This is a genomic window from Spirosoma aerophilum, from assembly GCF_054782495.1.
In genome coordinates, this window is sequence record NZ_BAAGSJ010000013.1 from 1,754,797 (window position 1) to 1,772,184 (window position 17,388).

The window sequence follows — 17,388 nt, forward strand, 5'->3', positions numbered from 1 at the left end:
GCAAGACGGCATGCGAAAGGAAGGCCTTTTCTAAACACAAGAAAATCTTCCGTTGAGTAAATTGTTTAAACATAGATAACCTGTAATTAAATGGTTAATTACAGGTTAAAGTCAAGTTAGTTCATAGTTTTACTTATTCATTTTTACCCAATCCTTGGTTATTTTTAACATTAAATATTGGGATTATACAACAGACTATTATTTAGTGTACTTATAGTTTACGAAATGCGACCCCAGTTATTTTCGGTCTGTTTAAGTGCGTCGACATGATTACGGATGGGGGCATGCTGAGGCAGTAAAAGCTCGGGATCTTCAGCCAAAATAGCCTGGGCTGATTCACGGGCTGCCGTTAAAATGGCCCCGTCTTTAGCCAGGTCGGCGATCATCAAATCCATAACACCACTTTGTTGCGTACCGCTAAGATCGCCGGGGCCCCTAAGCTGTAGATCTACATCCGCAATCTCAAATCCATTGTTGGTACGGACCATTGTTTCGAGTCGGGTACGGGTATCGCTACTGAGTTTATAGCCCGTCATCATGATACAGTATGACTGTTCGGCCCCCCGCCCTACCCTACCCCGCAACTGATGCAACTGCGATAACCCAAACCGCTCGGCACTTTCGATGACCATAACGCTCGCGTTGGGCACGTTGACACCCACTTCAATAACGGTGGTCGCTACCAGAATCTGGGTTTCCTGTTTCAGGAACCGCTTCATTTCATCATCCTTTTCATAAGCCAGCATCTTACCATGCAGCATACCTATTTCGTATTTGGGCCTTGGAAATGCCCGCTGCATGCTCTCAAAGCCATCCATAAGGTCTTTGTAGTCCAGCTTTTCCGACTCTTCAATCAGCGGATAGACTACGTACACCTGACGGCCAAGCTCAATTTGCTGGCGTATAAAGCCAAATACTTCCGACCGATGCTTATCGTATTTATGGACCGTTTTAATCGGCTTTCGACCTTTGGGTAACTCATCAATGACCGAAACATCCAGATTTCCATACAGCGTCATGGCCAGGGTTCTTGGAATGGGCGTAGCCGTCATGACTAAAATATGGGGCGGAACGGTTTCATTCTTACGCCATAGCTTGGCACGCTGAGCCACCCCAAAACGGTGCTGTTCATCAATGATACACAGTCCGAGGTTTTTATACTGAACTGCATCCTCCAGCAACGCATGGGTACCAACCAGGATGTGCATTTGTCCAGACTGAAGCTCATCGTGCAGTACTGTCCGACGTTTCTTGTTGGTTGAGCCGGTTAAAATACCCAGATTAAGCCCCATAGCGTCGGCAAAGGGCTTAAGGCCATTGTAGTGCTGATCGGCCAGGATTTCTGTCGGAGCCATTAAGCAGGCCTGGGCACCGTTTCCGATGGCCATTAAACAGGCAATGAAAGCCACAATGGTTTTTCCACTGCCTACATCGCCCTGCAAAAGCCGGTTCATCTGTTTCCCCGTCAGAAAATCGCCATAGATCTCTTTAATAACCCGTTGCTGGGCACCAGTCAGTTCGAAAGGCAATAATTCTTTGTAGAAGTGTTTCATCAGAGATGTATCCCGAAATATCTGTCCGGGAAACTCCTCTTTCTGGATAAGCTTATTTTTGATCAGCCGGAGTTGGTTATAAAATAACTCCTCAAACTTCAGCCGTCGCTGAGCCTGTTTCAGCCAACCCTGGTTTTGAGGCAGGTGTATATTCCACATGGCCTCCCGTTTGCCAATCAGCCGGTATTGTTGAATAAGTGCGTCTGGTAATGTTTCCCGAATATGCGGCCATGATTGTTCCAGCAGCATACGCATAGCTTTGCCCAGCACTTTACTGTCGAGATGGCGCTTACGGAGCTTTTCGGTTAAATTGTAAACCGGAAAGAAACCAGGTTCATTCTCAGACGCAGTATTGGCGTTTTCCAGTTCAGGATGTACGATGCTGTATGCGCCATTGAAGGACTGGGGTTTTCCATAAACGATGTATTCACCATCGCGCCGGAGAGATTTTTCGAGGTAGGTGATGCTTTGAAACCAGACCAGGCTCATAGACCCAGTCCCATCGGTAAAGGTAGCGACTAACCGTTTTTTGGGGCCTTCGCCCTCCAGATACCAGTCACGAAGACGCCCCCGAATTTGCGCCGAGGGCATCGAGTCCATCAACTCACTAATGGTGTAGTAACGGGAACGATCGTCGTAACGAAAAGGATAATATTGAATCAGATCACCATAAGTAAACAGATTCAACTCTTTGTTGAGCAGTTCCGTGCGCTGCGGCCCCAATCCTTTCAGGTAAAGGAGCGGTGTATCGAAAAAAGTAGCTCGCTCGGTCATAACAGTCCTGGTCCGGACAGACCCTCTATCCAGTTTAGGGGCAGGATTTGACCAAAATTACGCATTTATGGCGAAAATGGAGCGCTATTTGGCGGAGTAGATAAAGGAAGGGGAATGAGTTGGATCAGTTTAAGGAGAGCCGTGTATCACCGTGTTTTTCACTCAATTCCCTAACTTCACTCACTTCGCAATATGTCTACTCTTTTTCTACTTTGCCAAGGCCAAAAGCAAGCCCAAGATAAATATCTAATCCACGCGGCTTGATTGAATTGGAACTGTTACCCAGCAGGCCCAGCAAATTGTCTGTTCCGATACGCCCCGGCCCGACACGTACGGATGCGCCTGCCGTTAAGCCCCCGTTCAGGTAAGCAATTGGAGCAGCCAGACTGAGCCATCGGACTTCGTAGCGAGGGGTCACCGCTAAAATCGTTGGTTGATGAATAGCTGTTGCCTCTACAGTGCGCATATCTTTCAAAAAGGTTAGATTTACACCGAGTCCATTAGACAACTGATAATCAGCCGTTAGATTCAGAGAGGTTGGCAGGCCGGCCGTGAACTGCTGTTTATCTGGCGTACGGCCCGTGTTCAATTTCTGCTGTATCACCTCGGCAATGGCTTGCGGGCCATTGATACCATTAAAATCACTTCCTCTAAACTGTGCCGGTTTTGCACCACTATCGGTATAGATGTATTGCGGACCTGAGTAACTGATACCCCCAATATCCGTTAGGGCTATACCAAGTTGCAAAGTCGGACTGTTTTCATCGTACTGATCAATGTATGTTAATCCAATATCTACCCCGATTCCCTTACCGGGGGCTGCTGTATTGAAAAGGGTTCGCGGACTGAGATTTCGGTTTTGAAGAAAGGTTGTATAAGAAAGACTGGCATCCAGGTTTGTAACTTCCAGAATAGCGCTACTCATGCCGCTCGGATCAGGTATAACCCGGTAGTCGAGGCCCCGGTTAATGAGTTGCTGCGCGTTATACCCCAGCAAAAACTTGCCGGTTGCCCCGATCAAAAGTCTCCGGCCATCATTTTCCAGTAGCGTTCCGGCATACGTCAGCCCTAGCTCGGCATAAGTGTTTGTATTGGCACTGAATTTATTGTCGTTACTGGGAATACTATAAAAAGCCCCATCATTCAGGCTGGCGCGCACAACAGATAGTAGGGACTCCGATGCACCCACAACCTGTCCTACGGCCCGAAAGCGTGTCGTTACCGCAAAGGCAGATCGTTCATTCGTGCGCATCAAAAACGAAGGGCCACGAACCTCTCCCCAAATAGTGCCGTTTTTGGGACGCCCATTGAGGGTCTCGCGTGTGTAGTCCGTTTCAAATCGAATAGAGCCATCAGCACTTTTGTACTGAGCCGGTACATTATCCGTAATTAGCCGCAGTAAAGAGAACGGAGCCTGGTAGCGAACGTAATTATTATCAATATGGCCATTCCCCGTAAAAACGTTCAAATAAAATTTCGAGTGTGAGTCGGCAGCTAAAGCGGGGTTTATATAAAGTCGGTTGGTTCCACCATACTTACTGGTTGAAATCCCGAGTAAATTTTGAGCAAAACAGGCAGTTGAAAACAGTAAAAAAGAACTAAACAGGAACAAATTCTTCATGAAGTCACGGTTTGATTAGTACAGCGCTCTGCAAAGTAAACGTCTATCTTCGACCGAGGTTTACTAATTCGGTATTTATTTTGATTTAATGGCAGAAAGAAAGTAGCTGTAATAGCTATTCCATTGCTTTATACAACCCTTTAAATTTGGTAGACTTATATCAATTTACCAAAACAAAAAAATGTCCCGTCAACTAACTCTATAAGTCATTGACGGGACATCTTATATTTTATCAGCCTTTACTTATACACCCTCGGCTTCCACTAACTTCACTTCGGGAACCAGACGAGTCAACAGGTTTTCAATGCCTGCCTTTAACGTTAACGTTGAAGATGGGCATCCGCTGCACGAACCCTGCAACAGCACTTTAACTGTGCCGCTCGGCTCATCAAACGAATAAAAGCTAATAGCTCCCCCATCCGACTCAACGGCAGGTTTGATATATTGGTCCAGCACTGCCTTAATTTTCTGGACCGTTTCGGAATCCATATCCAGCTTTGTGGTATTGGTTTCGACAGTACGCTGTGTAAATACGGGCTTTTGCTCGCCAAAATACTCCTTAAGAAAAAGCTTTACTTCCAGCAACACCTCATCCCAGTCGGTTTCATCGTCTTTCGTAACCGTTACGAAGTTTGCCGAAATAAATACCCGGCGAACGAAATCAAATCCGAATAAGGCCACGGCCAATGGCGACGCTTTTCCTTCGAGAAGGGCATCGGCAGGAGTAGCATAATCGAATGAAAGCCCATCGGGAACGAGCTCAAAATTAACGACGAACTTCATCGAGTTCGGGTTGGGGCTTCCTTCCGTAAAGATGGATACGGGACGGCTTAGCGTAGGATTCATTGTCAGGAAAGTTTACTGTTTACCGGCATGTTGGCCGGACTGGTATAAGCCTAACAGCGCAGGCGTTTTTTTAGTTTTTACATACCAAAAAACGCGTCAGACATCCGTCTGACGCGTTTTTTGGTAAACCTGTCAAGGTTCAGTATCGACTAAGCTGCAACAACTTCTGCTGCTTCAGCCGGGATGATATCTACATACGAGCGGTTATCGCGACCCGGACGGAATTTTACCGTGCCCGCTACCAGCGCGAACAGCGTGTAATCCTTACCACAGCCAACGTTTTTGCCGGGGTGGTGTTTCGTACCACGCTGGCGGATGATGATGTTACCGGCAATAGCCGACTCACCACCGAATAATTTAACACCTAACCGCTTGCTGTGCGAATCGCGGCCGTTTTTGGAACTACCTACACCTTTCTTGTGTGCCATTTTTTTGAAGGAGTTAGTAAGTCAGTAAGTGGGTAAGTCCGTAAGCAGAGAACGAATTGTCAGCTACTTGCTGACTGACCCACCTAGTAACTTATCGACTTATAAAGTTATGTCTTCGATCATGACCTTCGTCAAATACTGACGGTGGCCGTTTTTCTTTTTGTATCCTTTCCGACGCTTCTTCTTGAAGATGATAACTTTCTCACCCTTAAGGTGTTCCATTATCTTGGCCGATATTGTCGCTCCAGCGACGGTTGGGGCACCTACCGTGATGCTCCCTTCGTTATCAACAAGGAGTACTTTCACCTTGTCGGAGGCAAGCACAGCGTCCACATCGCCTTCTAACCGGTGGGTATAGATATGGCGACCTTTCTGGATCTTGAATTGCTGTCCTGCGATCTCTACGATTGCGTACATGTTTTCTGTATGAAATTGGAAATGAGGTGCAAAAGTAAACAAAAATTCACTATTTACGAACGACAAAACAGAATTTTATTACTAATAAGCAGGAATCCGGGACGTGTGATGGAGAATGCAGGATATATTGGCTGGCGCATACATCATACATCCTACATCCTTAAGCCATTCTCCCCTTCATAAAATCAGTGGACGCCGTTTTTAGTAAACCAGCGAAGGAATTAAGGCAGAATAGTACACCCCGATCAATCAACGCCTTGGCCTGGTCGCCGGTAGCCGCCGTTGTACCGGCAATACGACCGGCTTTTCTGATTTTTTCGACTACCCCTGCAATGGTTCGCTTTACTTCATCATGGCCAGGGCCATCATAGTATCCCATGCTCATAGCCAGATCCCGAGGTCCGATAACGAAGCCGTCGATACCCTCAACGGTAAGCAGATCATCCAGATTATCAATGGCTTCCTTATCCTCGATCTGAGCGAGAATCAGCACTTGTTCATTGGCAAATGTGACATACTCGCCCTGGTTCATACTACCTAATAAGTAATCGTTTGCCCGTGCCGGGGCAAAACCACGCAGACCAAACGGCGGATATTTTATGGCCTGTACGAGAGCCTCCGCTTCCGCCACTGTGCTCACGGCAGGCATCATGATGCCCATTACACCCGCATCCAGAAATTGGAGTATCAGTTTAGGGTCATTGCTGCGAACGCGTGCCAGGGGTGTAATACCGCTCCCCTCACAGGCGCGCACGATATCCTGTACCTGCGCCGTTGTGACCGGACTGTGTTCGCCGTCGATCATATAAAAGTCCAAGCCCGAAAAACCGCAAAGTTCAGCTACGGTTGGATCACTGCTGTTCGATAAGACACCTAACACAGGTTGGCTGTTGGTAAGCCGGGTTTTAACGATGTTTTGTTTCATGCTACATGCAAAACAGCGGCCGCAGTCCGCCTTGCGATAATGTTATGATAATATTTTGGAGGGGCAAGATACAACCGAATTGACGTTAAAGTTAATCTCTATTCTGACAGTAATTTTAATCGGATACTGGCGGTTATACGCATGAGATATGTCTGTATGTAACAGTTCCTGAGCTGGTTCATCACCATTGGTTTAAGTCAGTTGATTCGCCAGTTGCTGCTTCATCCGCAGTCGACGGGATCAGAAAAACATTGTATCTGCCACGCGAAAAGTGTTGCAATGGGCTTCTACAATATCAGTCAGGCGGGGTGAATATCCTCCCCCCATCGAAACCGTAATTGGCAAGCCGTGTTTGATGGCCTGCTCAAAAACAAACACATCCCGCTGCCGACACCCCTCCCGACTAACCGCCAGCTTACCTAACCGGTCGGACGCCAGAATGTCTACACCTGATACATAAAACAGGAAGTCGGGTTGCTCTTGTTTAATTAAACCGGGCAGAATATCGTACAGTGTATTCAGGTACAGTTCATCGGTCGTGCCCGTTGGAAGGTTGACATCCAGATCAGACGTTTCTTTTTTGAGTGGATAATTATCCGTGCCCTGCATACTAAACGTAAACACACGCGGTTCCTGCTGAAACATGCATGCAGTACCATTACCCTGGTGAACATCCAGATCCACCACCAGAATTTTCTTGACCTGCCGGGTTTCGAGCAGATAATGAGCCGCCACACCCACATCGTTGAGCATACAAAATCCTTCGCCCCTATCCGGAAAAGCATGGTGTGTTCCGCCCGCTACATTCATGGCAACGCCATCCCGACGGGACAGTTGAGTGCAGTCGATGGTACCCTGCGTAATAATCCATTCTCGTTCAATGAGTTCAGGCGTCAGAGGAAAACCAATCCGGCGCATCATTTTAGGGTCTACCGTACACGTCTTTAGCGCGTGTACATATTCCGGACTGTGCACGCCAAGCACCCAGCGATCGTCAACGGGGGCCGGACCGAAGAAATTTGCTTCCGTACAGGTACCTTCATAGAGCAATTGTTCATGGATCAATTCGTACTTGAGCATCGGAAATCGGTGCCCTTCCGGCAACCGTAACCGGTATACCGGTGAAAACGCAATCTGAAGCATACTGACAAAACTAACGCGTCCCGTTCGATAAAGATACGCTTAAGTTAACGCTGCCACGCCAACTTGTGTTACCAAACCCGCTACTTTGATCGTTACTAGGGTTTATCCAACTTGTATGAAAACAGCTATTATTACTGGCGGAGGTCAGGGAATTGGGCGGGTTACCACGCAGTATTTACTCACGCATGGCTATCGGGTTGCTATCTGGGAAGCCGACACCGACGCACTGGCCGAGCTACGCGAAGCCTTCAAAGCCTCTTCGGCACAAATTCTTTTTGTTTCCTGCGACGTCTCCAGCGAAGTGAATGTCAAGAAAGCCGCCGAACAGACGATTTCCCATTTTGGGCAGATCGACACACTGATTAACAATGCGGCCATCATGATTGAAAAGCCACTCGACAAGTTAACCCTCGATGAGTGGAACCGCGTCATTGGGACCAACCTCACCGGCGCTTTCCTCTGCGCCAAACACACGGCCCCGTATCTAGCCAGTCAGAAAGGCTGTATCATTAATATCTGCTCAACGCGGGCATTTCAGTCAGAGCCGGAAACATTTGCCTATTCGGCCAGCAAAGGGGGCATTTTGGCGCTTACCCATTCATTAGCGGTTAGTCTGGGTCCAGACATTCGGGTCAACGCCATCAGCCCTGGCTGGATCGACGTATCGGCGCTGAGGAAAAAGGCGAAGGCAAAATCTGATGACCTGCGGCCGGAAGATCATCTGCAACACCCCGCCGGCCGGGTAGGCCAGGCTGATGATATTGCGCGTATGATTCTGTTCCTGATTGCACCCGAAAACAGCTTTATCACCGGGCAGAATTTTACCGTTGACGGCGGCATGACCCGAAAAATGATCTACGTATGATGCTGTTCGTTAATGCCTGAAAACATCCCCATACGTTCTATAGTTAAGTATCTGTATTAATGGCTGACAGCCTCCATGGACTCTTCTCATTTATGAATAAAGAGTCCATGGAGGCTGTCAGCCACACGTTAATCAGCAAGATATACTCTTCACTGTATATGAATATAGAACTATCTACCTCCTCCCAAAGGTCTCCACTGGAAGTAATCGACGTTCAGGTATCGTCTCGTCGGAAGGCCGGTAAATCACTATTGTCGCTTCGATTCCTGTGCAGCAATAACCGTTTGCTAAATCACCTGCACATGCCCGAATTATCGTGGTATGATGCCCATCAGCTACAGCGATTCTCCCGGGAACTGGCCGTCGCACAGTACCCGGAAATCAGCCAGGTCGATTTGATCGATGCAGGTCTACGGCTGACAGGTACGGTTCGGCGTTTGGCCGGCAAGTGGACTACGGGGCGGACGATACATATCGAGCCGCTTCCTTCTTCTGCCACCCAGTTTGTGCCGTTTACCATTCATGCCTCTCACCATGATGTGAAGACGTATGCAGGCAAATTATACAATCGTTTGTGGGAATTGTTTACCGTGTGATAAACGGTTGTCTGAAAAATAAGTTACTGTAGTACGCTTAACGATTGACTCAACCCAACGCTTATGGAAAATACAAATCAGGATGCTATGCTCAATGAGCAATCACGGTCATTTGACCCGTCTACGGGAGGAACTGCTCAAACGCCCGATGATAGTATCCTTCTGAATGAAGACTACAACCCTTCCGATCTGGCTGGTGATGTAAATGCTCCCCCTACAACACCTACTGATGAGGAGGAAGCGGCAACGGGTAATGATGGCACAGGAGCCGTTTCGGGAAGTCCCAATATGGAGGCTGATCGGACTAATTACGGCAACGGCGATTCCCTTGGTAACAACGACGGAACGGAGCCAAGTCCCGAATGGTCAGATCCTGTTTCCAACAGTTGATGCACTTAGTTTTTTCAACCGTTGGTTCTTACACAGAAAAGGGGCGCGTTAATCATAACGCGCCCCTTTTCTGTGTAAGAACCAACGGTTTTCGGCCTACAAGGTACGTGAGCCACCCGTTAACGAGCTATCATCCGTTCGGTAACCCGTTGTTGTCGAGCTATCGCTATAGCGTGTACCATCTGGGTTAACCGTGCCACTATGGCTATACTGATCACCAAACTGGCTCTGGCTGCTGTACTGATTCTGATTACTGTATTGATTAGTATCAGAATTGTAGGACGAGTTACCATCTGTTTCTGAAGCCGCGCGCTGATTAATGAACGACTCCGCCAGCTGTGTCAGTTTCATGTCGGTATTCTTCTCTTCGTCAAGGGTTTGCTGCAACATGCGGGCGGCATCCGAATAGCCAAGAACTTTTGCCAGCGTCACCACTGAACCATAAGCCGCTATTTCGTGGTGTTCTATTTTCTGACCGGCAATGATTAGTCCGGCATCGCGTGTCAACGAACCTGATTCTGTCGTCGAAACAACCGTCTGTGCATCGTCAACAAGACCATCGATAGCTGCACATGTTTTATCATCTACGTCGACGCCAACACTTCTGAAAACATCTTCCAAACGGGCTACCTGTCCACGTGTTTCTTCCTGATGCTGCAGGAAAGCGTTGCGAACTTCATCAGTCGTAGCCGCATCAGCTTGCTCGCCAAGGGCGTCGACTGCCTGCTTTTCAGCGTAATAAATTCCTTTCAGCTCATTCACAAAAAGGCCTTGCAGTCCTTCCCGTGTGTCATTGTCGTCACCACTAAAAAAATTGGCAATTTGGGATCCTAAAGAAGCCATGATTTCTGTATGTTAAGGTTTAACGTTGAATCAATTGTACTCACCTGTTTACGAAAATCATGCCATATGCTGATACTGTGATGTTTACGGATGCATCAAAGGATAAGTTGACCATGTTTTTCTACAGATTTTGTAGAGTATAGTCTCTTTCCACAGCAATAAACCCCAAATCAGGCTTATTTACCCCGGTGGACCGCCTGATTACTAAGTTTAACTTTTTCATTTGACCGGCGTTTTGGGTGGATTAATGTCTTTTAAATGACCAGTTCAAGTGCCTTTCAACTATGCTTGAACCAGCGCTTACTAGTCTGATTAATTTTCTCAACGTTATCTAAATTGGAAAGTTACATGCACCTTACGCTCAAGTCAGCAATCCTGCCCGGAATGCTACTCACTTCCCTATTACTATCCTGCAACAAGGATGAAGTATTCAACGCTCAAGTGCCCGAGACGAATGAGCAGCCCACTACCGCCCAGGTTGAAGGCAATGTATTTGAGCCAGCCTTAGTGCCAGCTACCAACGACCGGATTGCCCAACTCAAACTACCTGCTGGATTCAGTATTGCTAAATTCGCTGACCAGCTTGGCAAGCCCCGGATGCTGATAGTAAGTGAGACCGGAAATGTTTATGTGACGAGCCGGGAGGCTGGTACAGTTACCCTCCTGCGTGATACCAATAACGATGGACAGTCCGACCAGAAACAGGTTGTGGCAACGATCAAAGATGTACATGGTCTGGCCATCTATTCCGGTAAAATGTATTTAGTGGCCATTCACGAGGTTTATACAGCGGCTATTAATGCAGATGGTACCCTTGGTACTCCTCAACAGATCATGAGCGGTCTGCCCGATGCAGGGCAACACCCAAACCGAACAATCGCTTTCGGACCGGACGGCTTCATGTATATTACCGTTGGCAGCACCTGCAATGCCTGTGCCGACTCCAACCCCGAAAGCGCTACCATCTTACGCGCCAATCCTGATGGGTCGGGCCGTCGGATTTTTGCGAAAGGCCTTCGAAACACCATTGGGTTTGGCTGGCACCCAGAAACGAAAGAACTATACGGTTTCGATCATGGCATTGACTGGCTCGGCGACGAACAGCAAAAAGAAGAACTGAATTCGATTAAGGATGGTGGGTTCTACGGCTGGCCCTACATTTATGGCGATGGCAACTACAACCCCCACCCCCGACCCATGGGCGATACGACATACGCGCAGATTCTAGCTAAAACGACCTTGCCATCCCTACAATATGACGCCCATGCGGCACCACTGGGCATGATCTTTTATACAAGTACCGGGGCTGCTGGTAGTTTTCCGACGGAGTATGTTAACGACGCATTTGCTACAATGCGGGGATCCTGGAATCGAAGTCAGCCTTCAGGCTATAAAGTAGTGCGGGTACATTTCGAAGGGGGCAAACCTGTTCGTATCGACGATCTGGTGACCGGCTTTGTTGTCAACAACAACCAGGCTCAATTTGGCCGCCCCGTTGGTATAGCCACCATGCCCGACGGTTCATTACTGTTTTCGGAGGATAACAATGGAGTGATTTATCGGGTCAGCTACAAGAAATAAGGTTCAATTGAAAAAGATGGCTGCCGCGATTTATTTGTCGACCGCAGCCATCTTTTTCGTTTCAAAAGCACAAAAAAAAAGCCCACCAATTTGGTGGGCTTTAGTCATTGGACAGTGACCGATACGGGAATCGAACCCGTGTTACCGCCGTGAAAGGGCGATGTCCTAACCGCTAGACGAATCGGCCGTCTTGTTTAAAAGACCCAACCTTTTGGCTTTCTGCCGCTGTGTTGGCGAATCGTGGTGCAAAGGTAAGTGGATGTTTTTAAAACGCAATAGCACCCATTAAAAAAATTTTAAAAAAATGCGTTCCTGCGTGTTTTACTGCTATTTTTGAGGTGGTTAGCATTTACATTTTTTTTCATCACATTCATGAAACACCTTTTGTTGCTGGCGGGCCTGTCAGTCGCGTCACTGACCATTCCGTTGGCTTCGGCACAGTCAACTTCCTCGGCCACAAACCCAACTCCTTCATCTTCAGCGGTCGACTCGCCTGCAAAATTCCTGGGGTACCCGATTGGCGAACGCTTCACGCCCCATCATCGTGTTCTGGCCTATACTGAACAGGTAGCCCGTCAACTTCCCAAACGAATAAAACTTATTCCGTACGGCACCACCTACGAGGGCCGCCAGCTAATGGTGGTAGCCATTGGCTCAGAAGAAAATATCAATCGCCTGGAAGAAATCAGGACAAACAACCTGAAGCGGATTGGCCTCATGGAAGGCACAGCCTCCCCGGCTCCGCAACCACCCATTGCCTGGCTTAGCTACAATGTGCACGGCAATGAAGCGGTCAGCTCCGAAACATTCATGGAGGTGTTATACCACTTGCTGAGTTCGTCGGATGCAGTTACGCAGAAGATCATGAACACAACGGTCGTTATTCTGGATCCGGGTCTGAATCCCGATGGACATGACCGCTACGTGAACTGGTATAACCAGATGCTGGGCCGTACGCCTGACCCTACCCCGTCGGCCCGTGAACACAACGAGCCCTGGCCGGGCGGGCGGTATACCCACTACCTTTTTGACCCCAACCGCGACTGGGCCTGGCAAACACAGGAAATTACCCAGCAGCGCATGGCCCTTTATCAGCAATGGATGCCTCAGCTTCACGGTGATTTCCACGAAATGGGTGTAGAAAGTCCCTATTACTTTGCCCCTTCAGCGAAGCCTTACCACCAGGATATTACCCCCTTTCAGCGGAAATTTCAGCAGACCATTGGGGAATACTGTAGCCGATACTTCGACAAAAATGGCTGGCTTTACTACACTCGGGAGCGTTTCGACCTTTTCTACCCCAGCTATGGCGATACGTATCCTACGTACAACGGGGCCATCGGGATGACCTTTGAGCAGGGCGGTAGTGGCCGGGCGGGCTTAGCCATCGAAAAAGCCGACGGAGACACCCTCACCCTGCGGCAGCGGATCGATCACCACTTTGCCTCTAGCATTGCCACCCTTGAATCGGTAGCGGATCGCCCCGCCGAGATCGTGAAGGAATTCGGTCAGTTTTTCGATAAATCACGAAATACGCCCATTGGTGCCTATAAAAGCTATGTGATCAAGTCCAACGGCGACGCTGGTCGGTTGAAAGCGCTACAACAACTTTTACAGCGCAATAAAATCAATTTTGGGTTTGCCGGGAAAGCACAAACGGTAGCCAACGGCTTCAATTATACCTCACAGAAAACGGATAAGTCTGTATCCGTTGGGGCTGATGACATCGTGATCAGCGCTTATCAGCCTAAATCGACTTTGCTAAAGATTTTGTTCGAGCAAAGCTCGGCCCTCGAAGATTCAGCGACCTACGATATTACAGCCTGGTCATTGCCGTACGCATTTGGTCTGCAAACCTACGGGCTGACTACACGCCTGGAGCCACAAAACAACGGACAGCGTGCAAACGCGACACAATCCTCTACGCCCAGTTCCACGTCTCAGAATCGCCCATATGCGTATCTGGTTCGCTGGCAATCGTTACCGGCCATTCAAATGCTTGCCGGGTTGCTGAAACAGAAGATTCGCGTTCGGGCCGCCGAAAAACCATTCGACCTGGAAAATAAGACTTACCCCTCCGGCACACTTATCGTGACACGGGCCGGCAACGAACGCCTGGGCGAACGGTTCGACGCGCTGGTTCGGGCAGAAGCGGCTAAAACAGGGGCCGACCTCACGCCGGTTCAAACGGGTTTCGTTACAAAAGGGTCTGATTTTGGTTCCGACTTCGTGACGGGCCTGAAAGCTCCCCGGGTAGGCGTCGTTATCGGCGAAGGCACTCCCCCGCCCTCGGCTGGCGAAGTATGGCATTTCTTCGATCAGGAACTCCAGTACCCTATTGCGTTGATTGATGGCAATACATTGGGCAATGTGCAATGGAACAAACTGGACGTGCTCATTTTGCCAACGAATTACAACTATGGACGGTACCTGAATGACCGCACGCTGACGGCTATAAAAGAATGGGTCCGGGCGGGCGGCAAGCTGATCGCGATGGAGCGGGCGGCTTCGTTTCTGGCCGGGAAGGATGGCTTTGATCTGAAAGAAAAAGAAGACAAGGGGAAAGACAAGAGCAAGGATAAAGGCGCAACGCTCGATTCACTCAAGCTTTACATCGACCGCGAACGCGCTGCCATTGTCGACGACATTCCGGGTAGTATCTATCGTGTAGACATTGACACCTCGCACCCGCTGGGTTTTGGCTTGTCAGGCGGCTATTATGCGCTTGTCCAGAATGCCTACAACTTCGATTATCTGAAAGAGGGCTGGAATGTAGGACACCTGAAAACCAATAACTATGTAGCTGGCTTTACGGGTAAAAATGCGAAGGAGAAGTTGAAAAATACGATGGTGATGGGCGTTCAGGAGCTTGGACGGGGTAGCGTCGTTTACCTGGCCGATGATCCGCTTTTCCGGGGTTTCTGGTATAATGGCAAGCTGCTGTTTGGAAATGCCGTATTTATGGTTGGCAATTAATTCATATAGCTATTTTTTTCAAGCCGGGACGCAACGATTAGTTTATCGTTGCGTCTCTATTTATACGCATAAGCGCGGTAAATTTGCAGCTATTACCTCTTTCGTAACTGATCGATAACTACTTTACTTGGTGAGATTTTTACTGACACTCTCAATTGTTTTACTGTTTACCGGCGGTTTCTCGCTGCTCGCTCAAAAAAAGAACGAGCAGTACCAGCTCCATATCAGCCGTGCGACGTCACCCATCATTGTTGACGGTACAGTCGATGAACCGGCCTGGCAGGCTGCTGAGGTAGCGACCAATTTCTGGATGGTCCTTCCCATGGACACCAGCCGTGCCAACGTCCGCACGGAGGTCCGGATGGCCTACGATGACCATCAGATCTATTTGAGCGCGGTTTGCTACCACGGGAATGTTGAAGGCCCCTACATCGTTGAATCGCTTCGACGCGACTGGTCGTTTACGAAAAATGACAATTTCATTTTCTTCATGGACACTTTCGATGACCAAACGAACGGGTTCACCTTTGGTACCAATGCAGCAGGCGCGCAGTGGGATGGATTGTTGTATGAGGGCAGCAAAGCGAACCTAAGCTGGGATAACAAATGGACGTCTGTCGTACGGAACTATCCTGACCGCTACGTACTCGAGTTAGCCATCCCGTTTAAAACCATTCGGTACAAGAGGGGCATCAGTCGGTGGGGGATCAATTTCAGTCGGCAGGATTTGAAAACAACCGAGAAGTCATCCTGGACGCCCATACAGCGTCAGTTTCCAACGGCTGCTCTGGCCCTGACAGGTGTTTTGGTCTGGGATCAGCCACCGCCACAACCGGGACCCAATATCTCACTCATTCCGTATGCGCTAAGTGCCCTCAACCGCGACTATCAGAATGGGGTGCCAACACAAAATAGATTCGATGCCGGGCTCGACGCTAAAGTGGCCATAACATCATCGCTGAATCTGGACTTAACCGTTAACCCGGATTTCTCGCAGGTAGACGTCGATCAGCAGGTAACGAACCTGGATCGCTACGAACTTTTCTTCCCGGAGAAGCGTCAGTTTTTTCTGGAGAATGGCGATCAGTTTACCAATTTTGGCTATTCAACGATCCGCCCGTTTTTTAGTCGGCGGATTGGCTTAGGGGGTGTTCCGATTCGTTTTGGCGCTCGACTCAGCGGTAAGCTGAATAAAGACTGGCGAATCGGCCTGATGGACATGCAGACCGGCCGGGTCGATAATACGGGGTTACCGGCTCAAAACTTTGCTGTCGTTGCCCTGCAGCGTCGGGTAGCCGCCCGATCGAACATAGGCATGATGTTCGTCAATAAAGAATCCCTTGATTACACGCCTGATCCTGACAAACCGCTTTACAGCCGCTACAATCGAAATTTAGGAGTTGAATACAATCTGGCTTCGGCCAATAACGTATGGGCTGGCAAAGCCATGTATGTCAAGTCGTTCAGTCCGGAGCAACCCGGCAGCGATGCGGTGTATGCTGCCAATCTTCAATACACAACGCGCCGTTGGCTCATTAGTGGCCAGATAGAATCTGTCGGCAAAAACTATACAGCCGAAGCCGGTTACGTGCCGCGCAGGGGCTATGAACGTGGTTTGGCTACGATTGGCTATACATTTTTACCACCGGGAGGCCGGGTGCTGAGCCACGGACCTACCTTAACATCGACCTATTTTTTCGACCCCGGCTGGAAGCAGAGCGATAACGAAAGTGTGTTGAGCTACGGTGTGACCTTTCGGAGCAGAAGTGTCCTGACGGCCTGGGTCGCTACGGACTACGTGCGCCTGTTGCTGCCATTCGATCCTACAAACACCGGGCGCCAGACGCTGGCAACGAACACGGAGCATAACTGGACAGCCTGGGGTACTTCGTTTGTCTCAAAACCACAAAGTCTGTTCACCTATGGATTCACGTCGCGTTATGGTGGGTATTATGCCAATGGTACCCGTCTGAACCTGACGGCCGACCTGGGTTACCGGTTTCAACCCTACGTAAGTCTGGCAGCCAGTGCCAGTTATAACGACATTCATCTGCCCCAGCCCTGGGGCCGCACGACGTTCTGGCTCGTTGGCCCCCGCTTCGACCTGACGGTGACGAACACACTGTATCTAACCACCTTTGTACAGTACAATGAACAGCAGAAAAACATGAATGTCAATGCCCGTGTACAGTGGCGTTACAAGCCCGCATCGGATTTCTTCCTGGTATACACGGACAATTACCTCCCCAATTCAGGACAGATTGGCCAGGACGTACCAGGTTTTCTTTCGGTTAAAAACCGTGCGTTGGTGCTAAAATGGACATATTGGTGGAATCTCTGACAGACAGTGTTTTAAACAAACTGGGTTAGTGTAAGTTTTATTGACAATCCGCCGAAAGTCGAGCGGGAATTAACTACACTCAATTCTGT

14 protein-coding genes and 1 tRNA gene are annotated in these 17,388 nt (G+C 48.9%); 6 read left to right on the forward strand and 9 right to left on the reverse strand.

From position 1 onward, the window contains the following. Positions 1–218: 218 nt before the first annotated feature. The 7 genes from recG to ACYVK4_RS18710 form a co-directional block, all read right to left on the reverse strand. On the reverse strand, positions 219–2,327 hold the full coding sequence (gene recG / locus ACYVK4_RS18680) for an ATP-dependent DNA helicase RecG (RefSeq protein WP_461129040.1): 2,109 nt from the start codon (positions 2,325–2,327) through the stop codon (positions 219–221). A 196-nt stretch (positions 2,328–2,523) separates the two neighbouring features. Then, the gene (locus ACYVK4_RS18685; protein WP_461129041.1) at positions 2,524–3,948 is read right to left on the reverse strand and encodes a DUF5723 family protein; all 1,425 of its coding nucleotides are present in this window, start codon (positions 3,946–3,948) and stop codon (positions 2,524–2,526) included. 243 nt (positions 3,949–4,191) lie between these two features. Next, a complete protein-coding gene (locus ACYVK4_RS18690) occupies positions 4,192–4,794 on the reverse strand; it encodes a NifU family protein (RefSeq protein ID WP_461129042.1) in 603 nt (200 codons plus the stop codon). Between the two features lie 149 nt (positions 4,795–4,943). Further along, entirely contained in the window at positions 4,944–5,222 is a 279-nt protein-coding gene (gene rpmA / locus ACYVK4_RS18695; RefSeq protein ID WP_461129043.1) for a 50S ribosomal protein L27, read from the reverse strand. Between the two features lie 99 nt (positions 5,223–5,321). Beyond that, the gene (rplU, locus tag ACYVK4_RS18700) at positions 5,322–5,639 is read right to left on the reverse strand and encodes a 50S ribosomal protein L21 (RefSeq protein ID WP_461129044.1); all 318 of its coding nucleotides are present in this window, start codon (positions 5,637–5,639) and stop codon (positions 5,322–5,324) included. A 160-nt stretch (positions 5,640–5,799) separates the two neighbouring features. Further along, complete coding sequence (locus ACYVK4_RS18705; protein ID WP_461129045.1) at positions 5,800–6,564, reverse strand: HpcH/HpaI aldolase family protein; 765 nt, start codon at positions 6,562–6,564, stop codon at positions 5,800–5,802. 240 nt (positions 6,565–6,804) lie between these two features. Further along, positions 6,805–7,707 (reverse strand): histone deacetylase family protein, encoded by a 903-nt coding sequence (locus ACYVK4_RS18710; protein WP_461129046.1) that lies wholly within the window; start codon positions 7,705–7,707, stop codon positions 6,805–6,807. Between the two features lie 115 nt (positions 7,708–7,822). Here ACYVK4_RS18710 and ACYVK4_RS18715 point away from each other — a divergent pair, with 115 nt between their 5' ends. From ACYVK4_RS18715 to ACYVK4_RS18725, 3 genes are all read left to right on the forward strand, one after another. Continuing rightward, on the forward strand, positions 7,823–8,572 hold the full coding sequence (locus ACYVK4_RS18715) for an SDR family oxidoreductase (protein WP_461129047.1): 750 nt from the start codon (positions 7,823–7,825) through the stop codon (positions 8,570–8,572). Between the two features lie 158 nt (positions 8,573–8,730). Then, a complete protein-coding gene (locus ACYVK4_RS18720) occupies positions 8,731–9,168 on the forward strand; it encodes a hypothetical protein (RefSeq protein WP_461129048.1) in 438 nt (145 codons plus the stop codon). Positions 9,169–9,231: 63 nt separating this feature from the next. Beyond that, positions 9,232–9,558, forward strand: a complete 327-nt coding sequence (locus tag ACYVK4_RS18725; RefSeq protein ID WP_461129049.1) for a hypothetical protein — start codon at positions 9,232–9,234, stop codon at positions 9,556–9,558. Positions 9,559–9,654: 96 nt separating this feature from the next. Here the strand turns inward: ACYVK4_RS18725 and ACYVK4_RS18730 are convergent, their stop codons facing one another. Continuing rightward, positions 9,655–10,401, reverse strand: coding sequence for a YciE/YciF ferroxidase family protein (locus ACYVK4_RS18730; RefSeq protein WP_461129050.1), 747 nt, complete (start codon positions 10,399–10,401; stop codon positions 9,655–9,657). A gap of 348 nt (positions 10,402–10,749) precedes the next feature. Between ACYVK4_RS18730 and ACYVK4_RS18735 the strand changes: the two genes are divergently transcribed. After that, the gene (locus ACYVK4_RS18735; protein ID WP_461129051.1) at positions 10,750–11,982 is read left to right on the forward strand and encodes a PQQ-dependent sugar dehydrogenase; all 1,233 of its coding nucleotides are present in this window, start codon (positions 10,750–10,752) and stop codon (positions 11,980–11,982) included. A 115-nt stretch (positions 11,983–12,097) separates the two neighbouring features. Here the strand turns inward: ACYVK4_RS18735 and ACYVK4_RS18740 are convergent. Continuing rightward, a tRNA-Glu gene (locus ACYVK4_RS18740) sits at positions 12,098–12,169 on the reverse strand. Between the two features lie 185 nt (positions 12,170–12,354). Here ACYVK4_RS18740 and ACYVK4_RS18745 point away from each other — a divergent pair. Together ACYVK4_RS18745 and ACYVK4_RS18750 are read left to right on the forward strand one after the other, a co-directional pair. Continuing rightward, a complete protein-coding gene (locus ACYVK4_RS18745; RefSeq protein ID WP_461129052.1) occupies positions 12,355–14,958 on the forward strand; it encodes a M14 family metallopeptidase in 2,604 nt (867 codons plus the stop codon). A gap of 130 nt (positions 14,959–15,088) precedes the next feature. Continuing rightward, positions 15,089–17,299 carry a carbohydrate binding family 9 domain-containing protein gene (locus ACYVK4_RS18750; protein ID WP_461129053.1) on the forward strand — a complete coding sequence of 737 codons (2,211 nt, stop codon included), beginning with the start codon at positions 15,089–15,091 and terminating at the stop codon, positions 17,297–17,299. Positions 17,300–17,388 lie beyond the last annotated feature (89 nt).